The following is a 25808-nucleotide window of genomic DNA, read 5'->3' as shown; positions in this document are numbered from 1 at the left end:
TCGATCATGATGCGTTCTCCGCGTTGGGGCGGGGCGCGTCGGTTTCGCTGCTGCGCACGTGGAACGCGGCGGCATAGAGCGCGGGCAGGAAGAACAGCGTGAGCACGGTCGCGCTCGTGATGCCGCCCATCAGCGCGGTCGCCATCGGCCCGAAGAAGTTCGAGCGCACCAGTGGGATCAGCGCGAGCACGGCGGCGGCGGCCGTCAGCATGATCGGGCGGAAGCGCCGCACCGTTGCGCCGACCACGGCGTCGAAGCGCTTGTGTCCGGCGCGGATGTCGCTCTCGATCTGGTCCACGAGGATCACCGAGTTGCGCATGATGATGCCGAACATGGCGATCACGCCGAGCATCGCGACGAAGCCGAACGGCTCGCCGAAGATGAGCAGCGCGATGGCCACGCCAATCAGGCCGAGCGGCGCGGTGAGCACGACCATCATGACGCGCGAGAGGCTTTGCAACTGGATCATGAGCAGCGTGAGCACGGCGATCACGAGCACCGGCAGCTGCGTGAAAATGGACGCCTGGCCCTTCGCGCTTTCCTCGACCGAGCCGCCCACCGCGATGCGATAGCCGGTGGGCAGCGCCGCGCTGATCGGCTCGAGCTGCTTTTGCAGCGCATGCGTGACGTCGATGCCTTGTGCGCCTTGGCGCACGTCAGCCTGCACGGTGATGGTCGGCTGCCGGTCGCGCGACCAGATCACGCCATATTCGAGCGTGTTCTCGAGGTGCCCGATCGTGCCGAGCGGCACCGGTCCGTTCGGCGTGGGCATCGCGAGCGAGAGCATGCGGGCCGGGTCCACGCGTTCGCTCGCGGGCGAGCGCAGGTCCACGCTGATGAGCTTGTCGCGCTCGCGGTACTGCGTGACGGTGTAGCCGGAGTAGGTCATCTGCAGGAAGTTCGCGACATCCTGCGAGGAGATGTTGAGCGCGCGCGCCTTTTGCTGATCGATCTCGAAGTGCAGCGAGCGTTCGGCGGGCTCGTCCCAGTCGAAGTTGACGTTCTCGGTGCGCGGGTCGGCGCGCATGGCGGCGGCCACGCGATCGGCGATGCCGCGCACGGTCGCGATGTCGTCGCCGCTCACGCGGAACTGCACGGGATAGCCCACCGGCGGCCCGTTTTCGAGGCGGGAAAGGCGCGTGCGCACCGCCGGGAAGTCGTTGCGCAACTTCGTTTCGAGCCAGCTCGCGAGCTTCTCGCGATCCTTCACGGACTTTGCCGTGATGACGAACTGCGCGAAATTCGGCTGCTGCAATTGCTGATCGAGCGGCAGATAGAAGCGCGGCGCGCCCGTGCCGACGAAGTCGATCGAGTGGTCGATCTCGGGCCGGCCCTTCAGCGCCTGTTCGAGGCGCTGCGTTTCGCGCAGCGTGGCGTCGAACGAGCCGCCCTCGGGCAGGCGCACGTCCACGAGCAGTTCGGGGCGGTCCGAGCTAGGGAAGAACTGCTGGGGAATCAGCGTGAAGCTCGCGAGCGCGACGACGAACAGCGCGACGGTGAGGCCGAGCACGACGATATGGCGCTCGATGCACCAGCCGACCCAGCGGCGCAGGCGGTGGTAGAAGCGCGTGTCGTAGATGTCATCTTCGTGATGGTCGCCGGGTTGCGCGCCGGCGTCCGGTTTGCGCTCGGGCAGCAGCCGGTAGCCGAGCAGCGGAATCAGCACGACGGCGGCGAACCACGAGGCGATCAGCGCGATCGCCGAGACCTGGAAGATCGAACGCGTGTATTCGCCGGTGCTCGACTTCGCGAGCACGATGGGCAGGAAGCCCGCGACCGTGACGAGCGTGCCGGTGAGCATCGGGAACGCCGTGCTCGTGTAGGCGAACGCGGCGGCGCGCGTGCGGTTCCAGCCCTGGGCGAGCTTCACGGCCATCATTTCCACGGAGATGATGGCGTCGTCCACGAGCAGGCCCAACGCGAGCACGAGCGTGCCGAGCGAGACCTTGTGCAGGCCGATGTCGAACAGATACATCACGAGCGAGGTGACGGCGAGCACGATCGGAATCGTGATCACGACCACCATGCCGGTGCGCACGCCGAGCGAGACGAGGCTCACGACGAGCACGATGCCCACGGCTTCGGCCACCGCCTCGACGAAGTCGTCGACGGAACGGGAGACCGCGTCGGGCATGCTCGATACCTCCACGAGCTTCAGGCCCGCGGGCAGCTCGCGGCGCAGTTCGTCGGTGCGTTGGTCGAGCGCCTTGCCGAGACGAATCACGTCGCCGCCGGACTGCATCGTGATGCCGATGCCGAGCACGGCCTTGCCCTGGAAGCGCATTTGCGTGGCGGGGGGATCGTCGTAGCCGCGCCGGATCGTGGCGATGTCGCCGAGGCGAAAGCTGCGCCCGTTCACGTTGATGAGCGTGTCCGCAAGCGCCTTGAGATCGGTGAACTGGCCGCTCGGACGCGCGAATACGCGGTCGTCGGCGGTGGTGAGCGTGCCTGCCGCGGCCACGCTATTCTGCGCGCCGATGATCTGGCCGATCTGCGTGGGAGAAATGCCGAGGCGCGTGAGCTGCGCATTCGGAATCTCCACGTAGATGCGCTGGTTCGGATCGCCGAAATAATCGACCTTGCCGACGTCCTTCACGCGCAACAGCTCTTCGCGGAGGTTGTCGGCGTAGTCGTGCAGTTGCGCGGGCGAGAAGCCATCGCCTTCGAGCGTGTAGATGTTCGTGTAGACGTCGCCGAATTCGTCGTTGAAGAACGGGCCCTGCACCCCGGGCGGCAGGTTGGGCGCGATGTCGCCCACTTTCTTGCGAACCTGGTACCAGGTCTCGCGCACCTCGTCCGCGGGGGCGGAATCCTTCATCGTGAAGAACACGAGCGATTCGCCGGGGCGCGAGTAGCTGCGCAGGAAGTCGATATACGGCGTTTCCTGAAGCTTGCGGCCGATGCGGTTGGTGACTTCGTCCTCGACCTGGCGCGCGGTGGCGCCGGGCCAGAAGGTCTGGATCACCATCACGCGGAACGTGAAGGGCGGATCTTCGGACTGCGAAAGGCGGGTATACGAAAGCGCGCCGAAGATCGTGGCGAGCGCGATCACGAAGGTCACGAGCGCTTGATGGCGCAGCGCCCACGCCGAAAGATTGAAGCGCCCCTCTTCGTGATCGGAGCCCGGCTCGTGGCCGCCGAGCTGACTCATGACGCGAAATCCTCCGGATGCAGCGGCGCAATCGGGTGCACTTTCTCGCCCGCGGTGACCGTGTGCACGCCTTGCAAGACGATGCGCTCGCCGTCCTTCAGGCCCTGCGTGATCGTGATCGTGCGCGCGTCGTAGCGCGAGACGCTCACGCGGCGCAGTTGCAGCACGTTGTCCGCGCCTTGCACGATCCACAGCGCGGGTGCGTTGCCGTCGTGAAAGAGCGCGGTGGCGGGGATCGTGAAGGCTCCGCTGTCCGCCTGTGCGGCACCGGCGGCGTTGGCGGCGTTGGCCGTGAGCGCGACGTTCGCGGTCATGCCGAGGCGCACGTCGGGGCCCGGCTGCTCGAGCGTGAGCTTCACGCGCCAGGTGCGGCTTTGCGGGTCGGCGGCCGCGGCCAGCTCGCGCACGCTTGCCGCAAAGTGGCGGCCCGGCAGCGCGGGCAGGGTGACCTGTGCCGCGTCGCCGGTGTGCAGGGCGCCGATGGCGTTCTCGGGCAGGTCGCTCACGACATCGACATCGCCACTCCACGCGAGCTGGTAGACGGGCTGGCCGGACTGCACGTTCTGGCCGGTGTCGGCGTTCTCGGCGGTGATGATGCCGGCGTGATCGGCCACGAGCTGGGTGTAGCGGCGCTGATCCTGGGCGAGCGCGAGCTGCTGCTGTGCCTGGTCGCGCTGCGCCACGGCCGAAGCATAGGCATCCTGCGTTTGCTCGAGCTGCGCGCGGGCGATGAGGTTGGCCTGGGCCTGGGCGCTATCGCGATCGAGCTGCTGCTTCGCGAATGCAAAGCGATGCAGTGCCGCATCGTATTGCGCCTGCGCGCTCGCGGCATTCCTGTCGTAGTCGGCCGGATCGAGGCGCGCGAGCACCTGGCCAGGCTTGACGGTGTCGCCAAGGCGCACGCTGCGCTCGACGATCTTGCCGTTCACGCGAAACGAGAGCGGGGTGGCATAGCGTGCCTGCACGGTGCCGGGCCAGATGGCCGACGCACCGTGGCCATCGGGATGGACGATCATCGAAACAACGGGGCGCGGCGAGAGCGCCGCTTCCGGCTTCTTCCCACAGGCGCCGAGGCCGGCGAGCGCGCAGAGTGCGATCAACGAGACAACCGGGCCCATGAGGCGCGCCACGCCGCGCTGCGGCACTTGCCGGACGGACGGGATGGACTGGACGGGTTCGACGAACCCACTGCACTGACTACGCATCCTGCTCGATGCGCCGCGACCGCAACGATTCACATGGACCTCGACATGCCTGGAATGCATGCGCACAGGCACCGTTTGCCGTGCTGGCTGATGCTTGCCGGATTGACCGGGATGGCCGGGTTGACCTGTTATGCGCCTTTGCTGAGTCCGCCCGCGCGCGGCGCGCTTCGATGTCGCTTGCCCCGCACTGCGGCCAGTCTCAGATGATTCGATGAATTCTAATGCAATGCTGTATCTGAATACACATTTGAATCTGAGGAAACATTCGACGCGGGATTCAGGCTACTATCGCGCTATCCCAACGCCTGCCCGCTTCCCCTGATCCCATGACGCGCCAGCCCGCCAAGCGCACCCGACTCACCCGCGAGCAAAGCCGCGGCCAGACGCGTGAGCGTCTGCTCGACGCCGCGCAGGCCATGTTCATGAGGAAGGGTTTCGTCGGCGCGAGCGTGGAGGACATCGCTCTGGCGGCGGGCTATACCCGAGGGGCGTTCTATTCGAACTTCGGCGGCAAGTCGGAGCTGCTGGTGGAATTGCTGCGGCGCGATCACGAAGCGGTGCAAGCCGACCTGCGCGCGATCTTCGCGGCGAACACATCGCGCGAAGACATGGAAGCCCGCGTGCTCACCTACTACAGCCGTATGCCGCAGGACAACAAGGCGTTCTTGCTGTGGGTCGAGGCCAAGCTGCTCGCGGCGCGCGACTCGCGCTTTCGCACGCGCTTTAACGCGTTCATGAAGGACAAGCGCGATCAACTGGCCGCCTATATCGAGGAATTTTCGGCGCGCGTGGGCACACCGCTCACGCTCGCGCCGGAGCTCCTCGTGCTCGGGCTGATCGGCTTGTGCGATGGTGTGCAGTTTCTCGCCGCGGCCGATCCGCAGCACGTCACGCCGCCGGTGGTCGAAGAAGTGCTCGGCCGCTTCTTTGCGCGCGTCGTGTTCGGGCGCGACGCCTGACCCGTGCGCGCAACGCGGTTCAGATACCGAGGCCAGGACCGTAGTTGCTGCCGATCAGGCGCGTGACCGAGGCCACGTCGCGATAGTCCTGTTCGGGCAGGCCGTCGAGGATCGCCAGCACCTCGTTGCTCGCGCCGGCGCCGCGAGCGGCTTCCACAAGCTCGTCCTTGTTCGCGGGCCAGCGCACTTCGCGCAGCACGTCGGAGAACTGGAGATCGATCGGCTCGTCGGGGATGGGTGTGGCGGACATGCGCAAGATCCTTTGCACGGTGGGAGTGGACGAGCGGGAGCGCTGGATGGAAGGCTCGTCAGCCTGAACGGCGTCGCGGATCAAGCATACACAATCCTTGCCGCGCGGCGCCGATGGGTGTGCGCGGCCCGGGTGCGCTCACGCCGGCCTGAAGCGGCCAATGGCACACGCGAAGGGCGCAGCCAGCAGCGCCGCGCTGCGTGTGCAGGCATCCGCGCCACGGCGCGCTATCGCGCAGGCACGGACCGCGTGCGGAACTGCGCAGCGACGTCTAGGTTTGCTGATGCAGCTCGGGGACCAGCGTCTGGTCAAGGCGGCGCGATTTCGGCAGCGCCAGATATTCCCAATGCTGGTTGCCCGTTGCGGGAGCGGCGACATCGGGCGCGGGCGGTGCCACGGGGGCGTCATCCATCGGCGAGTGCACGGACGGCGCGTAGACGGGGGCACTCGCGCGGTCAAGCTGGGCGTCCTGGGTGCGCACGGGTGCGGCAAAGCACGAGGCAGACAACAGCACGGTGGTCATCAGTGTCGAGGTTTTCATCGCTCGACCTCCTTTCCTCATGCGGCCCGAGGGTCGCAGCAAGTGCCGTGCCATGACGGTCAGGCTGACCGGCGCGGTACGGCGGCCGCGGTTCGGGGGCAGAGCCTCACGGCTGAACCGGGAGCAGCGCGGCACGCCGCGGCGTGTGCGGTCTGGACGGCGCCCCGACGAGACAGGAGACGCAGTCCGCCGGTGCGTACACGCAAGCGGTGGTTCCATAATGGCAGCAAATGCGTCGATTAGTCTCGAACGCGCGTGCTTTTTTGATCTTGCTCGCTAAGCAGCCTTGGTTTCATAGAGTTAATGCATATTTGCATTACAATATATCCGTAATCGATGGAGGCAAGGTGATGAGTACATTGACTGTCACAGAGCGGGGCCAGGTAACGTTCCGGAAAGACGTCTTGCAGCACCTCGGCATCAAGCCCGGCGAGAAAATCGAGCTAAATTTACTGCCTGATGGCCGGGCCGAGTTGAGGGCAGCGCAACCGAAAGGTTCGTTCCAGGATCTTCGCGGCATTCTCAAAGGCAAGACGAACGGTACCCGACTAAGCATCGAGGAAATCAATAATGCGATAGCGGAAGCGGGTGCGGCGGCCGGCGCGGGTAACCGATGAAAGTTGCCGCTGATACCAATGTCCTGCTGCGCGCCATTGTTGACGATGACGAAGCACAAACAACACGCGCCATCGAGCTGCTGGAAACGGCCGATATGGTCGCGGTGAGCCTGCAAACGCTTTGCGAGCTGGTGTGGGTACTGCGCAGTCGATACGATGCCGGTCGTGCAGACGTCGCGGACGCGCTTCGCTCGCTATTGAACACACGCAATGTCGTGGTCAATCGGCCGGCCGCCGAGGCCGGCCTGGCCCTGCTCGATGCAGGTGGGGATTTTGCTGATGGCGTCATTGCCTATGACGGTACCTGGCTCGGTGCCGAAACCTTTGTTTCCTTCGACAAGAAGGCGGTGTCTCTGCTAACGAAGCAGGGGCACGCCGCACGCTTGCTCTAACTCGAGCGCCGCGCCTCAAAGCGCGTCCACGGCCACGACGGGCGGTCGCGCATATAGCCGTTCAGCCAGTTCCACTGCGCATGACGCGCCATGAACGCCTGGGCGTCGAACGGCCGCCCGCAGGGGTGGCCCCAGCGCGCCCAGAACGCGAGATCGCGCGCCATTTCGCTGTCCGCGACTTTTCCGTCGTTCGCTCCCCAAGGATTGAAGGGCCCATGATCGGGGCCGGCAAAGCGCGCGTCATCGAGTTCCAGATGGCCGCAGATCGTGCGCGAGCACGGGTTGTCGTCGCGTTCGAGATAGACGTCGTGATGGTCGGCGATGATCGCTTTCGCGAGCTCGACGTCGATCTTGCCGTGATGCAGTTCGGCGAGCTGCATGAAGCGCAGACGGCGCGCGCCGTTGCGGCGCACGTCGGTGTAGTCGTCGCCTTCGCCCACGCATTCCTGGTTGCGGATCTTCAGGTCGCTCGCCGCGTTGAAGCCGCTCAGGAAGCCGTCCCGCGTGCTCTCGAAGCCCGCATGCTGCAGGCCCAGTTCGTAGCGCGCGATCTCGCCGGTCTTCACGTCGCCGAGCAGCCAGCTGTTCGCGTAGCCGCCGTTGTTGTCGAGCGCGAACATCTCGCACCATTCGCCGATGCTCGACGCGTATTGCGTCGCACGCCGCGAGCGGTAGAACTCGGGGGCGCCGCCTGCGCGGTAGCCGACGAAATTCGAGATCGTCGTCTCGGTGACCATCAGGCCGGCCGCGTTGATCCAGAAGTCGGTGAGGCTCGAGATGCAGCCCGGCAGCCCTTGCATGAGGATGCGGTGCCCGGACCCTGGCACGATGTCGAAAACCACGTTGAAGGCGTCGCCGGCCGCGTAGCGGTCCCACGAGTTGTGCGCCATGACAATGCGGCCGTCGTGCGTGGCGCTGCCCGTCGCGATAAAGGCGCTGCAGTGATGGCCGCGCCGCCCGCGCCACAGGCGCAGGGCCTCGCGTGGCAAATGCGTTGCAGCGTGGGTCGGCCACCAGCCTTGCAGCAGATCCATGTAGCCGTTCCATGCGAGCAGCTCGGCGAACGGCAGCTTCGCGCCGTCGGCGATGCCCTGGATCTCGCTGGCGAATTCGGCGTCGAGGCGCGGCATGAATTGCGCGATCGCCGCATGGACGAAGGTGTCGAACTCCTCGCCCGTGTCCCATTTCGCGAGGTAGCGCGCCGTGCGGATCGCGCTGCGGATCTCGTTGGCGAGCAGCCTGCCATGCTGCTCGCCGCGCTCGTACGGTTCGCCTTCGAGGTGCACGAAGATCCACCCCGCGTGGTCGCGGCGCACAGCGTCGAGAGAGGGCTCGCTCATCGTCGCTCCGGTGGCTCGGTGCCGGTTTTCATTGTAGAAAATCCGCCGCGCTTTGCCACGGCGCCGCGTGCGCTTTTCGACGAAGCCGCGCGTGTCAGCGCTCCGGTGTCATGCGCTGATACGCGTCGAGCAGCGACGTCTTGTAGACGACGCCCGCAAGCGTTGGACGCTGCGCGCTCTCGATCACGGGCAGGCGCTCGCCCTGGAACGACATGAAGTGCTGCAGCGCCACCGCGAGCGGCATGTCGGGCGTGAGCACGTCGAACGAGGGCTTCAGGTAGTCGCACGCGTGCTTGTTCGAGGTGTCGTGCTTTTGCAGCAGATCGTCCGTAATGTCGGCGAGCGCGACTGCGCCGAGAAACCGGCCGTTGTCGTCGGTCACGTAGAGATACTTCACCGGATATTCGAGGAACACGCGTGTCATCTCCTGCACGCTCGCGTTGGCGCTCACCACGGTGTCGGCGGGGCGGATCAGCTCGCGCATCTGCGTGGCGCGCAGGCGCAGCCGCTCGTCTTCCTCGCGGTTGCGGTGCAGCGTGATCTCGTACATCGACTTCTTGCCGGTCGCGCGCGCGACGAAATACGCTACGACGCACGAGAGCATCAGCGGCAGCACCACCTGATAGCTGAGCGTCATTTCGAAGATCATCAGGATCGCCATGAGCGGCGCCTGGGTCGCGCCCGCAAGGAACGCGCCCATGCCGACCATCGCATACGCGAACGGCGCGGAGGTGCCGTGCGGCCACAGCGCATGCATGCCCTGGCCGAACAGGCAGCCGATCACGGCGCCCATGAAGAGCGTCGGCGTGAAGACGCCGCCCACGGCGCCCGAGCCCACCGTCGCGGCGGTTGCCACGACCTTGAGCACGAGCACGATGGCGAGGGCGGTCCAGGTCCACGGCGAATGCAGCAGCGAGTTCACGACGCTATAGCCGTTGCCCCAGACCTCGGGCACCCAGATCGAGATCACGCCGCAGACGAAGCCGCCCAGCGCGAGCTTCGCGGGCAGCGGCAGCTTCAGGCGCCCGAAGCCGGCCTTCGCACCGTCGAGCAGCGAGAGAAAGCGCGGCGCGAGTGCGCCGCACAACAGGCCCAGCGCCACGAACAGCAGTACCTCGACGCCCGTGACAGGCGGAAACACCGGCATTTCGTAAGGCGGCTTGTAGCCCGCGAATTCGCGCATCGTGATGTTCGCGACCACCGACGAAACGACGATGGGCCCGAAGCTCTCCATCACGATCGCACCGAGCACGATCTCGGTCACGAAAAAGGCGCCCGCGATCGGCGCGTTATAGGCCGAGGTGATACCGGCCGCCGCGCCGCAGGCCACGAGCAGGCGCAGGCGCTGCGGATCGAAGTGGACCCAGCGGCCGATCAGCGAGGCGGCGAGCGCGGCGAGCTGCACCATCGACCCTTCGCGGCCGATCGAGCCGCCGCTCGCAATGGTGAACAGCGACGATACGCTGCGCCAGATGCTCTTGCCGACGGGCATCACGCCGTCGCCGATCGCCACGGCCTCCACGTAGTCGGTGTGCATCGGCTTGCCGCCGTTGCCGGGCGCGCTGCTGCGCCTGGCGATCAGCAGGCAGCAGCCCGCCACGAAGCCGCCCGCGGCCGGCAGCCAGATGCGCGTGTGCCAGGGGAGGCTGCGCGCCATCGCGACGAAGCTGCCCTCGCGACCCACGAAGAGGATCTGCAGATGCGCGATGCCCTCGCGAAACAGCACGGTCGCGAACGCGCCGGCTATCCCCACGATGACCGACCAGATCAGCATCGTGTGGGCATCGGAGAGGCGAAAGAGATCGCGGGCGCGGGTGCGCAGTTTCAGCAGGAATGACAGCACGGCGAGTGGGCAGTTTTTCTGGTTAGGGGATGCCGTGCGCTCAGCGCGCGGCGCGGTCGAGTTCCGGATAGTGGCGGAAGATGCCGGTCTCGTTGAACGGCAGCCGCCGCTCCGAGGCGAGATACGCCGCGATGTTCGGGCGCGCGGCCACGGCGTCGTGCAGCGCGATCACATGCGGGTAGTGCTCTGCCAGGTGCTTTGTCGCTTTCGGGAACGCATAGCGCAGCCCCTCGACGATCTGAAACATCGACAGGTCCACATAGCTGAGCGTCTTGCCGACCATGTGCCGCGGCCCGTCGGGATTCTGCGTGAGCACGCGCTCGAAGTAGCCCATGAATTTCGGCAAGCGATGCGCGAGGAAGTCCTTCGAGCGCGCCTTCGCTTCTTCCTTCTGGTCCTCGTAATAGAGGCTGCTCGCGATCGGGTGATGCGTGTCGTGCACCTCGGTCACGAAGTCGGCGATCGTCAGTTGCAAGCCGTTCGCGACGATGCGCAGCGCCTCGTCGTGCGGCGCGAGCTTCAGCTTCGGGCCGAGATAGAACAGGATGTTCGCGACATGCGGCACGATCAGGTCGCCGTCCTTCAGAAACGGCGGTGCAAAGGGCGGATACGGGCCGTCGCTCTCGAGCTCCGCCATCATCGCGCTCATGCCCTGGCCGTCCTCTTTCGCGCCGCGCGCCACGTCGACATAGGGCGCGCGCGCTTCCTCCAGCGCGAGCCGCACGAATTCGCCGCGGCCCTGCAGGCCATCCCAGTAATAGAGTTCGTATGCCATCGGTCGTCCCTCCGTCGATCCCGAGTGGGCGCGTGAACGCCACACTCCGGTCGCGTGCAAAGCCCGCGAGATTGCCACGACAGCCGCCCATGAGACGGACGGCATGGGACGACAGTATCGCGCGCAATTGCACGTAGCGGCGTAGCGGTTGTGCGCGTGCCGCATCGTGGTTTTGCCTTGCGCTGTTGCCAGAGCGCAAAACGCAAAAAGCCCCGCCGAGGGCGGGGCAAGCGACCGGCGGGGCCGGTGCGCGGTCTCTCAAGGGGGGCGAAGCCGTGCGGCGCCGGATCATCCGAACAGCCGCTCCACGGCCCAGGTGATCGCAAGGCCGCCGCCGATCAGCCAGAGGTAGACGATGAAGCCCGTGGTGAGCGCACGCGGGCCGGCCTGGCGGATCTGCGAGACGCGCGTCTCGATGCCGAGCGCGGTCATGGCCATGGTGAGCGCAAAGGTGTCGAGCATGTTCAGCGTCTGGGTGGCCGAATCCGGCAGCACGTGCAGCGAGTTCACCACGACGAGCGCGAGAAAGCCGAGCGCGAACCAGGGCACGGCCAGCTTGCGTGCGCCCTGCTGGCCTTGGGCCGCGCCGCGCGCCGAGCGATTGAGCCAGACGCCGAGCGCGAGCAGCACCGGCACGAGCAGCATCACGCGGGTCATCTTCACGATGGTGGCGATGTGCGTGGCCTCCGGGCTCACGTTGCTCGCCGCGCCCACGACCTGCGCGACCTCGTGGATCGTGCCGCCGAAGAAGAGCCCGGCGCCCATCGTGTCGAGGTGCAGCCAGCCGGCGCGATAGAGCAGCGGGTAGAGGAACATCGAGAGCGTGCCGAACAGCACCACGCTGCCCACCGCCATGGCGCTCTTGTGCGGCTTCGATTGCAGCGTGGATTCGAAGGCGAGCACGGCGGCGGCGCCGCAGATCGCGCTGCCGGCCGCGGTGAGGATGGCCGTGTCGCGGTCGAGCTTCATGAGCTTCATGCCGGCCCAGGTGCCGATCGCGAGCGTGCTCACGACGATCACCACCGATTCGACGAGACCCGGCAGGCCGACCTGGGCGATTTCCTGGAGGCTCACGCGCAGCCCGAAGAACGCCACGGCGATGCGCAGCAGCTTGCGCGCCGAGAAGTTGATGCCGGCGGCCCAGCTTTCGGGCATGCCGTCGCGCAGCGCGTTGCCGTAGATCGCCCCGGCGACGATGCCGACGATCAGGGGGCTCAGGCCGAGACCGGCGATGGCGGGCAGCGCGGCGATGCGCGTGACGGCGGCGGCGAACAGCGCGACGAACAGCACGCCATTGAGCTGGCCGCGCGTGGCGGATGCGGCGGACGATGAAGCAAGAGAAGTCGACGGTGTGGACATGGTGATTGGCAAGCAATTTGTCTGACTGACGAATGTTCCAATCCTAAATTAGATATAAGGATATGAAAAATCGTCATTTGCGACGTAAAATATAGGTCAACACGATAGTTGGATGCGATGACCCCGGAACAACTGATAACTTTCGCTGCCGTTGCCGAGCACCTGAACATCAGCCGGGCGGCGCTCGCGCTGCATTTGTCGCAGCCCGCAGTGTCGGGGCAGTTGCGGTTGTTGCAGGAGGAGTTCGGCGAGCCGCTCTATCTGCGCGACGGGCGCGGCGTGCGCCTCACGCCCACCGGCGAGCAGCTCGCGGCCTACGCGGCGCGCCTGCGCGACACCTGGCGCGACGCGCTCACGTTTCGCGACGCGCTGCGCGGGCTCGAGCGCGGCACGCTGCGCATCGGCGCGAGCACGACGCCCGCGAGCTACCGGTTGCCGTACCTGATAGCGGCGTTTCATCGGCGCTATCCGGAGGTGAAGCTCGAAACGGCGAGCGGCAATACGACCGACGTGGTCGCCATGCTCGGCGAGCTCGATATCGCGCTGATCGAAGGGCCGGTGGGCGAGCAGTTGCCCGCCGATTGCGCCGTGCACCCGTGGCACGAGGACGAGATTGTCGCGATCGCACCGCGCGGCCACGCGCTCGCCGTCCAGGCGGCCGATGACGGCGAGGATGCCGGGGCCGCGCGCGAACGCGCCGCTGCGGCGCCGCTGCGCCGCGAGCTGAGCGCGTTCGCGGATCTGCCGCTCGTGCTGCGCGAGGACGGCTCGGGCGTGCGCCAGGTGGTCGAGCGCGCGTTCGCGCGCGCCGGCGTGCCGATGCGTGTCGCGCTGGAAATCGCCGGCGTGGAAGGCGTCAAGGAGGCGGTGCGGGCCGGCATGGGCATCGGCTTCGTCTCAGCCATGTCGATGCGCCACGAGGACAACGCGCTCCAGCAAATCCGCATCCGCCCGGAGCCGCTGGCGCGGCGTTTCTCGATCATCGTGCCGCACGCGGGTGCGGCCTCGCGCGTCGCCCAGCGCTTTCTCGAGCTATGCCTGCTCGACGCGCCGGAAGAAGCGGCGAGCGGGGGGCTGAATGGCGGCGCAATCGGCACGAGGTTCCCGCCCTGATCCCAACGCGGGTTAGGGGATTTCCACAATGGCGCCATGCGCCGCCTCAGCGCACTATCCGCCCATCAACCGGGCGCGCAGGCGCTTTTTTTAGGCGCCGGTTTGGAACCGGTTCCAAATACACCGATCCATAGATTCGACGGCGCAGGAACAGGACCGCGAAAACCCGTATGGGACCGGAGTAAGGGCTGAAGCCCCAACTCAGGTCGACAAGCAACAGGAAAGAAGACGATGGCGGAAGTAGCAATAGTGGCAAGCGCATTCGGCGCCGCAGCGATCCGGCGTGACGGGCATGCGGCGTGGTTCGGCGCGACGAAAGCGGCGGGCGCCTGCGCGTTCGAGGTGCGGCGAGAGCTGATGGACGACGCCGATACGCAGCCCGAGGCGCTGCGCGCGCTCGGCACCGTGCTGGCACACCAAGGCCTGTGGCCCGTGTGGTCGACGCCCGACACGCTGTACGGCGAAGACGGCGCGCTCGACGAGGCCGCGCTGCGCGCCGCCATCGCCTGCGGCCGTGCGCTCGGCGCGCGCTTCGTGAAGCTGCAACTGGGCGGCTACGCTGGCGACGCGCAGATCGCGCGCCTCGCGGCGGTGCTTGACGAAGCGGGCGTGGCGGATGCGCAAGGCCATGAGACGCTGCGCGTGGTCGTCGAAAACGGCCAGCTCGAGCAGGGCGGCAAGCTCGCGCAGTTCATCGGCCTGTTTCGCGCGCTGCGCGCCGCCGGGCAGGACAAGCTGATCGGCATGACCTTCGATATCGGCAACTGGCACTGGACCGGCGAGGCGCCACTGATGGCCGCCGCCGCGCTCGCGCCGTATGTCGAGTACATCCACTGCAAGGCCGTGGAGGGCGTGGGTGCGCGCCGCTTTGCCTGCGCGCCCGCCGCCGACGATGCGCTGTGCCGCGCCGCGCTCGCGCGCCTGCCGGCGGGCGTGCCGCGCGGGATTGAATTTCCGTTCGACGAAGCGCGCGTGACCGAGGACGCCGCGCGCTACGTGGCGTGGCTCGGCACTGCCTGACGCATTTCAGTATAGGCATCTGCGCGTTTCTATCCATGGGGCCGTGGAATGCCGCGATGGCTGTTTTTCAGGAATGCACTCCATGACGCACTCACTCGATGTCATCACCTACGGCGAAGCGATGGCGATGTTCGTGGCCATCGACACCGGCCCGCTCTCCGAGGTCGCGCACTTCACGAAGCGCGCGGCTGGCGCCGAGCTCAACGTGGCGACGGGCCTCGCGCGCCTTGGCTTCAAGGTGGGCTGGATGAGCCGCGTGGGCGCCGATTCGTTCGGCCAGTTCGTGCGCAGCGTGCTTGCGCAAGAAGGCATCGATGCTCGCTGCGTGCAAACCGATACGCGCTATCCCACGGGCTTCCAGCTCAAGTCGAAAAACGACGACGGCAGCGACCCCACCGTCGAATATTTCCGGCGCGGCTCGGCCGCGAGCCACCTGTCGGTCGACGACTTCAAGCGCGACTACGTGCTGGGCGCTCGCCACCTGCACCTGAGCGGCGTGGCGCCTGCGATCTCGGCCACCTCGCGCGAGCTCGCGTTCATGCTCGCCCGCGCGATGCGCGAGGCCGGGCGCACGGTCACATTCGATCCGAACCTGCGCCCGACGCTGTGGGGCTCCGAAGCCGAGATGGTGCACACGCTCAACGAGCTCGCGCGGTTTGCCGACTGGGTCTTGCCCGGCGTGAACGAGGGCCGCATTCTCACGGGCTCCGATGACCCCGCCACGATCGCGCGCTTCTATCTGGAGCGCGGTGCGCGCGGCGTGATCGTCAAGCTCGGCGCACAGGGCGCGTATTTTGCGACGCAAGCAGGCGAGTGCGGTCATGTGAAGGCGCAGCCGGTTGAGCACGTCGTCGATACGGTGGGCGCCGGCGACGGCTTCGCCGTGGGCGTGGTGAGCGCGCTGCTCGAAGGGCGCACGCTGCACGAAGCCGTGGCGCGCGGCAACCGTATCGGCGCGCTCGCCGTGCAGGTGATCGGCGATTCGGAAGGGCTGCCCACGCGCGCGCAACTCGATGCGCTTGAAGCCGAGGACGCCACGCAAGCGCGCGCCACCGCATAAGCGGCGCACGAGGAGCCGTTCGCTCCGCGATTTCCGCAGCCTTGCTTGAACCGAAGCAAGGCGCCACGAGAACAGCTTTGCATCGGATCGCAGCTAGCGCTAAAACGCACCCTGCAATCGACACTGGAGACACCGATGACCTCAACCTCGCTCGCACCGCGCCGCTGGTGGGCAATCATGCCGATCGTGTTCATCACGTACAGCCTGGCCTATCTCGATCGCGCCAACTACGGCTTCGCCTCGGCGGCCGGCATCAATCGCGATCTGGGCATCAGCCCCGGGCTTTCGTCGCTGATCGGTGCGCTGTTCTTCCTCGGCTACTTCTTCTTCCAGCTGCCGGGCGCGGTCTATGCCGAACGCCGCAGCGTGCGCAAGCTCGTGTTCGTGAGCCTCGTGCTGTGGGGCGGATGCGCCGCGCTCACGGGCGTCGTCACGAACATTCCCTCGCTGATGGCGATCCGCTTCGTGCTCGGCGTAGTCGAAGCGGCGGTGATGCCGGCGATGCTCATCTACATCAGCAACTGGTTCACGAAGAGCGAGCGCTCGCGCGCCAACACCTTCCTGATCCTCGGCAATCCGGTCACGGTGCTGTGGATGTCGGTGGTCTCGGGCTATCTCGTGCATTCGTTCGGCTGGCGTCACATGTTCATCGCCGAGGGCGTGCCGGCCGTGGTGTGGGCCGTGTGCTGGTGGCTGCTCGTGCGCGACAAGCCGGCCCAGGTGAGCTGGCTCTCGAACGACGAGAAGCGCGCGCTCGACGCCGCGATGCGCGCCGAGCAGGCCGCCATCAAGCCGGTGAAGAACTACGCCGAAGCGTTCCGCACGCCCGCCGTGATGCTGCTCTCGGCGCAGTACTTCTGCTGGAGCATCGGCGTCTACGGCTTCGTGCTGTGGCTGCCGTCGATCGTGAAGAACGGCTCGGCGCTCGGCATGGTCGAGACGGGCTGGCTCTCGGCGCTGCCGTATCTCGCTGCTACCATTGCGATGCTCGCCGCCTCGTGGGCCTCGGACAAGCTCAACAACCGCCGCGCGTTCGTGTGGCCGTTCCTGCTGATCGGCGCGCTCGCGTTTGCCGGATCGTATGCGCTCGGCTCGACGCACTTCTGGACCTCGTACGCGCTGCTGGTCGTGGCGGGCGCCGCGATGTACGCGCCGTACGGCCCGTTCTTCGCGATCGTGCCGGAGCTGCTGCCGAAGAACGTGGCCGGCGGGGCGATGGCGCTGATCAACAGCATGGGCGCGCTCGGCTCGTTCGTCGGCTCCTACGTGGTCGGCTACCTGAACGGCGCGACCGGCTCGCCCGCGGCATCCTACGCGTTCATGAGCGCGGCGCTGGTGGCCTCGGTGATCCTCACGCTCGCGGTGAAGCCGCGCCGCGACGACGCCCATGCCTACGCGACGCCGGTTCATGGCAAGTGATGCGCGCGAAGCCATGCGCGGAAAATGTCGCGCGGGAAGCGCATCACGCGAGATTCACGGAACGTAACTGACTGAAACAGACGGATATAGCGCACTCATGAAGCAGAAAATCGTTGCCTACAAGACCTTGCCCGCGGACGTGACCGAGTACCTGCGCGAGCATCTCGACGTGACGTTCGTCGACGCAAGCGACACCGAAGCGTTCGCCGCCGCGCTCAAGGACGCCGACGGCGCGATCGGCGCGAGCGTCAAGGTTACGCCGGCGATGCTCGAAGGCTCGCGCATCAAGGCGCTCTCGACCATCTCGGTGGGCTACGACCAGTTCGACGTGCCCGATCTCACGCAGCGCGGCATCGTGCTCGCGCACACGCCCGACGTGCTGACCGAGTCCACCGCCGACACGGTCTTTTCGCTGATCCTCGCGAGCGCGCGCCGCGTGGTCGAGCTGGCCGACTGGGTCAAGGCGGGCCACTGGAAGGCGAGCATCGGCCCGGCGCAGTTCGGCGTGGACGTGCAGGGCAAGACGCTCGGCATCGTCGGGCTCGGGCGCATCGGCGGCGCGGTCGCGCGGCGCGCCGCGCTCGGCTTCAACATGAAGGTGCTCTACACGAACCGCAGCGCGAACGAGGTGGCCGAGCGCGAGTACGGCGCGCGCCGCGTCGAGCTCGACGAACTGCTCGCCAGCGCCGATTTCGTGTGCCTGCAGGTGCCGCTCAGCGACGCCACGCGCCACATGATCGGCGCCGCGGAACTGCAAAAGATGAAGAAGAGCGCGATCCTCATCAACGCCTCGCGCGGCGCGATCGTCGACGAAAAGGCGCTGATCGCCGCGCTCGAGGCGGGCACGATCCACGGCGCGGGCCTCGACGTGTTCGAGAAGGAGCCCGTCGATCCGGCCTCGCCGCTGTTGCGCATGCCGAACGTCGTCGCGCTGCCGCACATCGGCTCGGCCACGCACGAGACGCGTCACGCGATGGCGCGCTGTGCCGCCGAGAACCTCGTGGCGGCGCTGTCCGGCACGCTCGGGAACAACATCGTCAATCGCGAGGTGCTCGCGCGATGAGCACAGGCGGCGCCTCCAGGACCCCGCAAGCGGGCGGCAAAGGTGGAGCAGGCGGCGAGGGTGCCGCCACGGGCGCGCCGCCGCGCCGCGCGACCATCAGCGACGTCGCCCGCGAGGCCGGCACCGGCAAGACCAGCATCTCGCGCTATCTGAACGGCGAGCTTTCGGTCCTCTCGCCGGACCTGCGTGCGCGCATCGAGGCCGCCATCGAACGGCTCGACTATCGGCCCAACCAGATGGCGCGCGGCCTCAAGCGCGGGCGCAACCGGCTGCTCGGCCTGTTGCTCGCCGATCTCGCGAATCCGTATTCCGTCGAAGTGCTGCAAGGCGTGGAGGCTGCGTGCCACGCGCTCGGCTATATGCCGCTCATTTGCCACGCGGCGAACGAAATCGACATGGAGCGGCGCTATCTGCAACTGCTCACCACGTATCGGGTGGAAGGCGTGATCGTCAACGCGCTCGGCGTGCCCGAGTCGATGCTCAAGCCGATGGGCAGCGGCGGGATTCCCGCGGTGCTGGTCGACCGTACCGTGGACGGCCTCGACGCCGACATGGTCGGGCTCGACAACGCGGCCGCCGTGCGCCTCGGCGTGCAGCATCTGCTGGAACGCGGCTACGACGACCTCGTGTTCGTCGTGCAGCCTTTCGAGCACGTGAGCTCGCGGCGCGAGCGCGAAGTGGCTTTTCGCGCGTCCGTCGACGGGGCGGTGGCTGCCGCGGCGCAGCACGCCGCGAAGGGCGCGCGGGAGGTTCGCGCGGCCACGCATGTACTCGATCTGCATGACGATGCGAGCGTCGATGCGGCGCTCGCCGCGCTCGATGCGCATATCGCCGACGCCGCGCGCCGCGGCGCACGCTGCGCGCTCTTCGCGGCGAATGCGCCGGTCGCCCTGCGGCTCGCGCTGCATCTGAAGGCGAAACTCGGCGCGCAGTGGCAGCAGCAGGCGGCGCTGATCGCCATCGACGATCCCGAATGGGCCGAGCTCGCCGGCATCACCACCATCCGCCAGCCGACGCGCGAGATCGGCTACCGGGCGGTGGAGTTCCTTCACGAGCGCATCGAGGGCGCGGCGCTGGCCGCGCGCGCAGCGGCCTTTCCGGGCGAGCTGGTCGTGCGGGCCTCGACGCTCGGCTAGCGCCGCCTGGCGTGTTCTTTGCGGGGCAGGCGGCTTGCATACGACCGGCGAGGCCCGGTGCCGCGACCGTCCCGCCCGCGTGGGCCGGGCAGCGCCGCGCCGCCGGGGCTGCGCGAGCGCCCCGATATCTGCGATGATTCGGGCTGCGGCGCGCGTCTCGCGCGTCGGATGTCTCAAGGAACCCCATGCACGTCGAACCGGTCACGCTGGTCTGCCTGTCGCTCGCGACGCTCTTCGTTGCCGTCTTGCCCATCTCGCTCTATCGCCGGCTGCGCAGACCGTTCGCATTCGACTGGCGCGCCACCGTCACGGGCGTGGCCGTCTTCGCCCTGTTCGCGACGCTCATCGAGCGCGCGCTCAATGGCTACGTCCTGCATGACAATCCGGTCACGGCGCAACTGCTCACCAATCCGCTCACGTTCGTGCTGTACGGCGCACTCGCGGCGGGCGTGTGCGAAGAAGTGGGGCGCTACATCGCGATGCGCCTGCTCGCGCAGCGCGCGGCGCGGCTCGCCGGAGGGCCCAATGCGCCGGCCGACAGCACGGGGCTCGCGTACGGCATCGGCCACGGCGGCGCGGAAGCGTGGCTCGTCGGCGTGCTCGTGCAGTTGCAGTGGATCGTCTTCGCGGTGCTCGCGAACCGCGGCGAGCTCGACGACCATCTGAGCAATCTCACGATGGATGCCGTGCTGCGCGTGCATCTGATACTCGCCACGCTCTCGCCGATGTTGGCGGGCGTGTTCGCGCTCGAACGCATTGCCGCGTTCGTGTTCCAGATCGGTCTTTCGGTGCTGATGTGGCGCGGTGTGCGGGCCGGTCGCAAGTCGATCCTGCCGATTGCGATCGCATTGCACGCGTTGATCGACGTGCCCGCCGCCATGTTCCAGGCGCGGCTTGTGCCGCTTGTCGTCGTGGATGCGCTCTACGCGGTCGTGGCACTCGCTGTGGCCGTCGTGCTTTTCAGAACGTGTGCACCGGGCAAACGCGTGGCGCGCACGGCCTGACGCTGCGCGCCACGCTTTCCCTTTCCGTTGTTACGTTGCGCCTGCAACGTTTTCTCAATTTCTCCTGGCCAGCAATGGAAGATTATCTGTTTGAATGCGCGAGCCGCGATATCGACGAGCTTGCGCGTGTCATCGCCGATCTGTTCCCCGAGCAGACGCGCTTTAGCGAGCGGCCCGCCGAAAATGGCGCGCCGCTGCTCGTCGTGCAATGGGTGGCGATGCGCATGGGCAGCGCCGCGCGCCGCATGACGCTCACGGTCGCCATCGCGCCGGCGGCGCTGGCGCGCTATCGCGCGCTGCCGCCGCGCATGCGTGGACGCAGCTTCGCGGTGCTGCACGCCTATGTGGAAGCCACGATCGGCTCGCTCGAGGAACAGCACGCGAAGGGCGAGGAGACCCCGCGCGACGTCACGCTCGATCTCGACGAGGAATTCGCCTGAAGTTCGCCTGAAGCGCGCGACATGGCGCGCGCAGGCACACGGCTCAATCGGCGCGCCGATACACCTTCGCAAAGCGCTCGGCCTTCACCACGCCGTAGTCGCCGGGCGCATATTGCATGACCCAGTCGCCGGCCGCGCCGGTCAGGCGGTCGCCGCCTGCCGAGCGCACGATCGAGAACGGTTCGTCGATGCGCCTGGCCAGCACCACCGTTGGCAGGTTGCGGTAGGCGCCGGGCGCGCCGTGTGCGAGCGCGGCGTCGGCCGGCCGATACTTCGGGTCGAAGCGCTCGCGCGAGACGACCCAGCGCTCGCCGGTCGCGCCGGTGATGATCGCGTCGCCCGGTGCATAGCGGTTCGGGCCTTCGAGGCTCATCAGTTCGCCGCTCGCCGCGGCGAATTCGACGGTGACGGTTTCGTCCTTGACCACGCGTTGCGCGGCGGGATCGGCGGCGAGGTCGAGTTGGGTCAGTTCGATCATGGTGGCGGCAGCGGACCTGTTCCGTTGGGATGTCGCCGATGAAGCGCGGGCCGTGCCCGCCTCACGCGGCGTCGATACGGGGAATAGCCAGAAATATAGGCCAGATAAAGCACGACGGCCGGGCATGCATGCCCGGCCGTCGAGAGGTCCGCGAGCGTACCACGAATCGGGTTCACTGGGCCCGGGGATGGCGCCAGCCGGATCCCAAAACGGCGCGGCGCGCGAGCGGCCCGACTGCATGGCCCGCTCGCGCGCCGCATCAACGCTGCGTACGCTGTTTAAGCGCTGACTGAGTGCCCCGGCTTACTGGGCAGCCGGCGCGCTTGCAGCGTCGGCACCGCTTGCCGCTTCTGCGGCCGGCGCCTTCGCATGCGGCTTGCCCTTGTGCTTCGGATGGCCAGCGGCCTTGCCGCCTTCGGTCTGGCCGTGGCGGAAGGTGGTGTCGGCAAGCTTCTTCTGCTCCGGCGAGAAGCTGGTGTAGAGCGGCTCGAAGGCCGTGACGAGCTTCTGCATGTCGTCGGCGTGCGTCTGGGCGATTTGTGCGTACTGCTTCATGTCGTCGAGCGCGTTACGCTGCGCTTCGCCTTCCATGCGCTGCTTGTACAGACCTGCCATGGTCTCGCCATTGCTGCGCATGACGTCGGCAAACGCCTTCCATTGCGGTTCCTGGTCGGCCGTGATCTTCAGCGCCGAGTGCAGGTAGGTGATGCGCTCTTCCACGCGCTGCTGATGTTGCGCGGCGCGCGCTTCGACCTTCGATGCCGCTGCGGCAGCCGCGGGCGCGGCCGTAGCCGACGAGGCGGCAGTCTGCGCAAAAGCGCCGCTCATCGAGAGTGTCGCGGCAAGGATGACGAAAGCTTTCTTCATTATTGCTCCTTGAATCTTCAATTCGTAGAGGTTACGTAGCGAGTAGGCGCGGAACCCATCGGTTGCAGGCGATATGTGTACCACGTTATCGCCCCAATGCGGCTGCTGCGCGACAACTGCTTACAAACGAAACTCACGGAAATAAGCTGAAAGACACAGCGTGCAGGGCGCGTATGCATTCGCTTGCGGGTTCGTCGGCGGCTCGCCGCGCGCGATAATGGCGCGATATCCAGCGATTGCCTTCACCCATTCGACATGACGGGAGCCTGCCCCACGATGAGACCGCCGCGCCTCGACCAACTCGACGACCTCGACCGCAGCCTCGTTGCGCTGCTGCAAGAGAACGCCCGCGAGAGCGTGGCGAATCTCGCGCGCCAGCTAGGCGTTGCGCGTACCACGGTGCTCGCGCGCATCGCGCGGCTCGAGCGTTCCCAGGTCATCGCGGGCTACGGCGTGCGCTTGGGCCAGGACGTGCTCGACGCGAGCCTGCAGGCATGGGTCGGACTCATCATCGCGCCGCGCAACGGCCCCGAAGTGCAACGGCGCTTGTCCAAAATGCCCGAAGTGCAGTTGCTCTGCGCGGTGAGCGGCGAGTACGACTATGTGGCCTGGCTGCGCGCCGATTCCCCCGATCGCCTCAACGATCTGCTCGACCAGATTGGCGGCATGCAGGGCGTCGAGCGCACGACCACGTCGATCGTCCTCGCACGCAAGATCGACCGCGGCACGGTGATGGGCTGAAGGGGCCGCACGCACTGGCTTTGGCGCTGTCGTTGACACCATTTTTACGACTTTTCGTCGTTATGACGAAAACTATCGTCGAAATGACGAAACTCTCCGACAAAGCGCATCATTTTGCGTCTAGGATCTGATTTCACCCCTCCTTAGACTGTGTGCACCGGGCAACAGCATGGCCCAGAACCACAGAAAACCCCCTAAGGAGATACAGAATGAAAGTCGCGATTGCAGGCGCCGGCCTGATTGGCCACACCATTGCACACATGCTGCGCGAAACCGGGGACTACGAGGTCACGGCGCTCGACCGCGATACCCACGCGCTCGAAAAACTCGCGGCGCAGGGCATTCCCACCCTGCGTGTCGACTCCGGCGATGCGGCCGCACTGCGCGGCGCGCTCGAAGGCTTCGACGTGCTGATCAACGCACTGCCTTATTACCTCGCGGTGAACGTCGCGTCGGCGGCGAAGGGCGCGGGCGTTCACTACTTCGACCTGACCGAGGACGTGCGCGCGACCCACGCGATCCGCGCGCTCGCCGAAGGCGCCGATCACGCGTTCATGCCGCAATGCGGGCTGGCACCGGGCTTCATCGGCCTCGCTGCCCATGCGCTCGCGAGCCGCTTCACCGAAATCCGCGAAGTCAAAATGCGCGTGGGCGCGCTGCCGCAATTCCCCACCAACGCGCTCAAGTACAACCTCACGTGGAGCGTGGACGGCCTCATCAACGAGTACTGCCAGCCGTGCGAGGCAATCCACGAAGGCCGCACGCAGATGGTGCAGCCGCTCGAAGGCCATGAGCACTTCTCGCTCGACGGCGTGGAGTACGAGGCGTTCAACACGTCGGGCGGTCTCGGCACGCTGTGCGAGACGCTCTCGGGGCGCGTCGAATCGCTCGACTACAAGTCGGTGCGCTATCCGGGCCACCGCTCGCTCATGCAGTTCCTGCTCGAAGACCTGCGCCTCTCGGGCGACCGCGACACGCTGAAGTCGATCATGCGCCGTGCGATTCCGTCCACGGAGCAGGACGTCGTGCTGATCTTCATTACCGTGACGGGCACGCGCAATGGCCAGCTCGTGCAGGAAGTGTTCACGCGCAAGATCTTCGCGAAGACGGTCTGCGGCGTGCCGATGAGCGCAATCGAGATCACGACGGCAGGCGCCATGTGCGCGGTGCTCGATCTGTTCCGCGAGAAGAAGCTGCCGCAAAAGGGCTTCGTGCGCCAGGAGCAGGTGTCGCTCGAGCAGTTCCTCGCGAACCGCTTCGGTCAGGTGTACGAAGGCGCGACGCTCGAGTCGCTGGCGACGGCACACGTCGCTTAAAGCACGCGGCGCACGCCACGCGCGCCACGCAAAAGGCCCGCCGCGGCCGCGAGCCCATTTCGCTCAGGCCGCGGACGCCTGCACGATGCGCTGCAGCAAGGCGTCGTAATCGGCAGGCCCCGGCGCGCTCGTGTCGAACACGATGAGGTCGTCGAGCTGCGCGCCCTGCGGCTCGAAGCGTCGCTTGCGATAGCTGTTCCAGTGCGCGAGCTTGTAGGCATCGTCGGGGTGGGCGCGCGCCACGATGCGCTGGCGCGCCGTTGCCTCGTCGGTGCGCACCCAGACGGCGGCGAGCCCCACGTCCGCCGCCACGCCCAGCCACGCGCGATCGAGCAGGCGCCGCTCGCGCACCTCCCCCGAAAGCGGCCCGACTGCAATCACGCTCACACCGAGCGCGAGATTCTCACGCGCGGTGTCGAGCATGCCCTGATATTCGGGGTCCCGCAGATGCTGGAGAAATAGCGGACTATCGCGGTCGCGCGGATCCTGGCCGAGTGCGGCGAGTGTCGCTGCGCCGGTGCGCCCGTACAGCGTGTCCTTGTCGAGCAGGCAGAACGGCTCGCCCGTTGCGCGGGCGAGCGGGCCGATCAGGCGTTTGGCGAGCGAGGTCTTGCCGGTGCCGGCGTGGCCGCAAAAGAACACCAGCCGCGTCACGAACGGCGTTCCTGGACCGGGTCCGCCTGGGCGCCGCCGGCTTGACTGGCTTGATCAGTTTGATTGGCGAGAGCGGCTTGATCGTCAACGGACGACGGCGCTGCGCCCTGACCATCGAGGAGCTTGCCGTTGGCGTCGAGCCACATCACGTTGATGATGCCAAAGCCGAGCGCCACGCCGATGCCGAGTATCCACGTGAAGTACCACATCGCCTGCATTCTCCTCGCGTGACGCAATGACTGAGCGGGATTGAGCCCGCTTTCGAAGCTTATACCATCGGCGCGCGGCGTGGCCCGCCGCTCCAGCCCGTGACGGCTTGCGGCGCGCAATGTGCGGCGCCCCGCGCGAGCCGGGCGCTGCGTGCGTATATGATGGGCGCACACGGAACGGGACGCCGCCAGCGGCGGGGATCGACGCGCTGCGGGCGCCACGAAAGCGTCAAAAAACCGACGAGGGGATCGCGCCCATGCCATCGCGCGTGTTCAAAGTGAGCTTTGATTCGGCCGCGCTGGCCGCCGCACTCGTGGCGGCCGCCGCTCTGGCGCTGCCGCTGGCCTTGGGCGGCTGCGCCGAAGAACGCGCGCCGCCCATGCCCTTCAAGGCGGTGCCGGCCGAGCGCATCGTCAAGCCGGGCTACACGCAGCCGGGAGAGGGTCTCGTCGCCGTCGACGTGCGGCGCGAGCGCACGAACAATGTCATCGTCAAGTTCCGCGACGCGCCGGTCTATATCGACGGCGAGCCGGTCACCGACCTCATGAACGGCGAGCACGTCACGTTCTACCTGAAGCCCGGCGTCCACCGCATCGGCGTGACGACGCAGTTCGATCCGGTCGTCGAGCTGCACTTTATGGTCGATCCGCGCTACACGAACCGCGCGAGCGTAACTTTCGACAAGGATCATCGCATCACCCTCCGTCGGGTCGCGCAGTAAGCGGGGCGCCGGCCGGCCCTCGTGCAGACCCCGTGTGGGCGCGCGCAACGCGCGCTCCGGGCGGCAAGCGCCGCCCGCGTCCTGCCTCGCAGATCGATGCAACGCTAAACTGGGCGGATCGATCAACTTGAGGA

General features: G+C 67.0%; 25 protein-coding genes and 1 pseudogene. 14 read left to right on the top strand and 12 right to left on the bottom strand.

What is annotated here, in order from left to right:
• Nucleotides 1-4: 4 nt before the first annotated feature.
• On the bottom strand, nt 5-3151 hold the full coding sequence (locus E1956_RS10970) for an efflux RND transporter permease subunit (RefSeq protein ID WP_134748793.1): 3147 nt from the start codon (nt 3149-3151) through the stop codon (nt 5-7).
• Nucleotides 3148-4269 carry an efflux RND transporter periplasmic adaptor subunit gene (locus tag E1956_RS10965; RefSeq protein ID WP_134748791.1) on the bottom strand — a complete coding sequence of 374 codons (1122 nt, stop codon included), beginning with the start codon at nt 4267-4269 and terminating at the stop codon, nt 3148-3150. Before E1956_RS10965 ends, E1956_RS10970 begins: the two co-directional genes overlap by 4 nt.
• 413 nt (nt 4270-4682) lie before the next feature.
• Here E1956_RS10965 and E1956_RS10960 point away from each other — a divergent pair, with 413 nt between their 5' ends.
• Nucleotides 4683-5315, top strand: a complete 633-nt coding sequence (locus tag E1956_RS10960) for a TetR/AcrR family transcriptional regulator (RefSeq protein ID WP_134748789.1) — start codon at nt 4683-4685, stop codon at nt 5313-5315.
• Nucleotides 5316-5334: 19 nt separating this feature from the next.
• Here the strand turns inward: E1956_RS10960 and E1956_RS10955 are convergent, their stop codons facing one another.
• Both E1956_RS10955 and E1956_RS10950 read right to left on the bottom strand, forming a co-directional pair.
• The gene (locus E1956_RS10955; protein WP_134748787.1) at nt 5335-5565 is read right to left on the bottom strand and encodes a DUF2795 domain-containing protein; all 231 of its coding nucleotides are present in this window, start codon (nt 5563-5565) and stop codon (nt 5335-5337) included.
• Between the two features lie 271 nt (nt 5566-5836).
• Nucleotides 5837-6106 (bottom strand): hypothetical protein, encoded by a 270-nt coding sequence (locus tag E1956_RS10950; RefSeq protein ID WP_134748785.1) that lies wholly within the window; start codon nt 6104-6106, stop codon nt 5837-5839.
• A 350-nt stretch (nt 6107-6456) separates the two neighbouring features.
• On the opposite strand from E1956_RS10950, the gene E1956_RS10945 reads away from it, so the two are divergent.
• Both E1956_RS10945 and E1956_RS10940 read left to right on the top strand, forming a co-directional pair.
• Nucleotides 6457-6723 (top strand): AbrB/MazE/SpoVT family DNA-binding domain-containing protein, encoded by a 267-nt coding sequence (locus E1956_RS10945; RefSeq protein WP_134748783.1) that lies wholly within the window; start codon nt 6457-6459, stop codon nt 6721-6723.
• Nucleotides 6720-7115, top strand: a complete 396-nt coding sequence (locus E1956_RS10940) for a type II toxin-antitoxin system VapC family toxin (RefSeq protein ID WP_134748781.1) — start codon at nt 6720-6722, stop codon at nt 7113-7115. The genes E1956_RS10945 and E1956_RS10940 overlap by 4 nt, the downstream gene beginning before the upstream one ends.
• Here the strand turns inward: E1956_RS10940 and E1956_RS10935 are convergent.
• The 4 genes from E1956_RS10935 to E1956_RS10920 all read right to left on the bottom strand — a co-directional run bounded on the left by E1956_RS10935 (nt 7112) and on the right by E1956_RS10920 (nt 12432).
• The gene (locus E1956_RS10935; RefSeq protein WP_134748779.1) at nt 7112-8455 is read right to left on the bottom strand and encodes a C45 family autoproteolytic acyltransferase/hydolase; all 1344 of its coding nucleotides are present in this window, start codon (nt 8453-8455) and stop codon (nt 7112-7114) included. The genes E1956_RS10940 and E1956_RS10935 overlap by 4 nt on opposite strands.
• Nucleotides 8456-8549: 94 nt before the next feature.
• A complete protein-coding gene (locus E1956_RS10930; RefSeq protein ID WP_134748777.1) occupies nt 8550-10298 on the bottom strand; it encodes a ClcB-like voltage-gated chloride channel protein in 1749 nt (582 codons plus the stop codon).
• A gap of 40 nt (nt 10299-10338) precedes the next feature.
• Complete coding sequence (locus E1956_RS10925) at nt 10339-11073, bottom strand: glutathione S-transferase (RefSeq protein WP_134748775.1); 735 nt, start codon at nt 11071-11073, stop codon at nt 10339-10341.
• Between the two features lie 288 nt (nt 11074-11361).
• Entirely contained in the window at nt 11362-12432 is a 1071-nt protein-coding gene (locus tag E1956_RS10920; RefSeq protein WP_134748773.1) for a YeiH family protein, read from the bottom strand.
• 117 nt (nt 12433-12549) lie between these two features.
• Between E1956_RS10920 and E1956_RS10915 the strand changes: the two genes are divergently transcribed.
• The 8 genes from E1956_RS10915 (at nt 12550) to E1956_RS10880 (ending at nt 20687) form a co-directional block, all read left to right on the top strand.
• Nucleotides 12550-13545: a LysR family transcriptional regulator gene (locus E1956_RS10915; RefSeq protein ID WP_134748772.1), complete on the top strand. Its 996-nt coding sequence runs from the start codon at nt 12550-12552 to the stop codon at nt 13543-13545.
• 231 nt (nt 13546-13776) lie between these two features.
• Nucleotides 13777-14565, top strand: coding sequence for a TIM barrel protein (locus E1956_RS10910; RefSeq protein WP_134748770.1), 789 nt, complete (start codon nt 13777-13779; stop codon nt 14563-14565).
• 82 nt (nt 14566-14647) lie between these two features.
• Complete coding sequence (locus tag E1956_RS10905; RefSeq protein ID WP_134748768.1) at nt 14648-15625, top strand: sugar kinase; 978 nt, start codon at nt 14648-14650, stop codon at nt 15623-15625.
• 135 nt (nt 15626-15760) lie between these two features.
• A complete protein-coding gene (locus E1956_RS10900; protein WP_134748766.1) occupies nt 15761-17044 on the top strand; it encodes an MFS transporter in 1284 nt (427 codons plus the stop codon).
• 97 nt (nt 17045-17141) lie between these two features.
• Entirely contained in the window at nt 17142-18107 is a 966-nt protein-coding gene (locus E1956_RS10895) for a 2-hydroxyacid dehydrogenase (RefSeq protein ID WP_134748764.1), read from the top strand.
• Nucleotides 18104-19243, top strand: coding sequence for a substrate-binding domain-containing protein (locus E1956_RS10890; protein ID WP_134748762.1), 1140 nt, complete (start codon nt 18104-18106; stop codon nt 19241-19243). Before E1956_RS10895 ends, E1956_RS10890 begins: the two co-directional genes overlap by 4 nt.
• 185 nt (nt 19244-19428) lie before the next feature.
• Complete coding sequence (locus tag E1956_RS10885; RefSeq protein ID WP_134748760.1) at nt 19429-20247, top strand: YhfC family intramembrane metalloprotease; 819 nt, start codon at nt 19429-19431, stop codon at nt 20245-20247.
• Between the two features lie 74 nt (nt 20248-20321).
• A complete protein-coding gene (locus E1956_RS10880) occupies nt 20322-20687 on the top strand; it encodes a DUF3022 domain-containing protein (protein ID WP_028216299.1) in 366 nt (121 codons plus the stop codon).
• A 43-nt stretch (nt 20688-20730) separates the two neighbouring features.
• Here the strand turns inward: E1956_RS10880 and E1956_RS10875 are convergent, their stop codons facing one another.
• Together E1956_RS10875 and E1956_RS10870 are read right to left on the bottom strand one after the other, a co-directional pair.
• On the bottom strand, nt 20731-21165 hold the full coding sequence (locus E1956_RS10875) for a PGDYG domain-containing protein (protein ID WP_134748758.1): 435 nt from the start codon (nt 21163-21165) through the stop codon (nt 20731-20733).
• Nucleotides 21166-21468: 303 nt separating this feature from the next.
• A complete protein-coding gene (locus E1956_RS10870) occupies nt 21469-22032 on the bottom strand; it encodes a Spy/CpxP family protein refolding chaperone (RefSeq protein ID WP_134748756.1) in 564 nt (187 codons plus the stop codon).
• 276 nt (nt 22033-22308) lie between these two features.
• Here E1956_RS10870 and E1956_RS10865 point away from each other — a divergent pair, with 276 nt between their 5' ends.
• Together E1956_RS10865 and E1956_RS10860 are read left to right on the top strand one after the other, a co-directional pair.
• Entirely contained in the window at nt 22309-22773 is a 465-nt protein-coding gene (locus E1956_RS10865; protein ID WP_028216302.1) for an Lrp/AsnC family transcriptional regulator, read from the top strand.
• Nucleotides 22774-22982: 209 nt separating this feature from the next.
• Nucleotides 22983-24089, top strand: coding sequence for a saccharopine dehydrogenase family protein (locus tag E1956_RS10860; protein WP_134748754.1), 1107 nt, complete (start codon nt 22983-22985; stop codon nt 24087-24089).
• 63 nt (nt 24090-24152) lie between these two features.
• Here the strand turns inward: E1956_RS10860 and E1956_RS10855 are convergent, their stop codons facing one another.
• Both E1956_RS10855 and cydX read right to left on the bottom strand, forming a co-directional pair.
• Nucleotides 24153-24743, bottom strand: coding sequence for a P-loop nucleotide/nucleoside kinase family protein (locus tag E1956_RS10855; protein WP_134748752.1), 591 nt, complete (start codon nt 24741-24743; stop codon nt 24153-24155).
• 131 nt (nt 24744-24874) lie between these two features.
• Nucleotides 24875-24952, bottom strand: a pseudogene (cydX, locus tag E1956_RS10850) (cytochrome bd-I oxidase subunit CydX); the annotation flags it as partial.
• A gap of 257 nt (nt 24953-25209) precedes the next feature.
• Here cydX and E1956_RS10845 point away from each other — a divergent pair.
• Nucleotides 25210-25674 carry a hypothetical protein gene (locus E1956_RS10845; protein WP_134748750.1) on the top strand — a complete coding sequence of 155 codons (465 nt, stop codon included), beginning with the start codon at nt 25210-25212 and terminating at the stop codon, nt 25672-25674.
• The last annotated feature ends 134 nt before the right edge of the window (nt 25675-25808 follow it).

Source organism: Paraburkholderia pallida (genome assembly GCF_004524855.1).
Lineage (GTDB): Bacteria > Pseudomonadota > Gammaproteobacteria > Burkholderiales > Burkholderiaceae > Paraburkholderia > Paraburkholderia oxyphila.
This window is presented reverse-complemented; position numbering and strand designations above follow the sequence as displayed.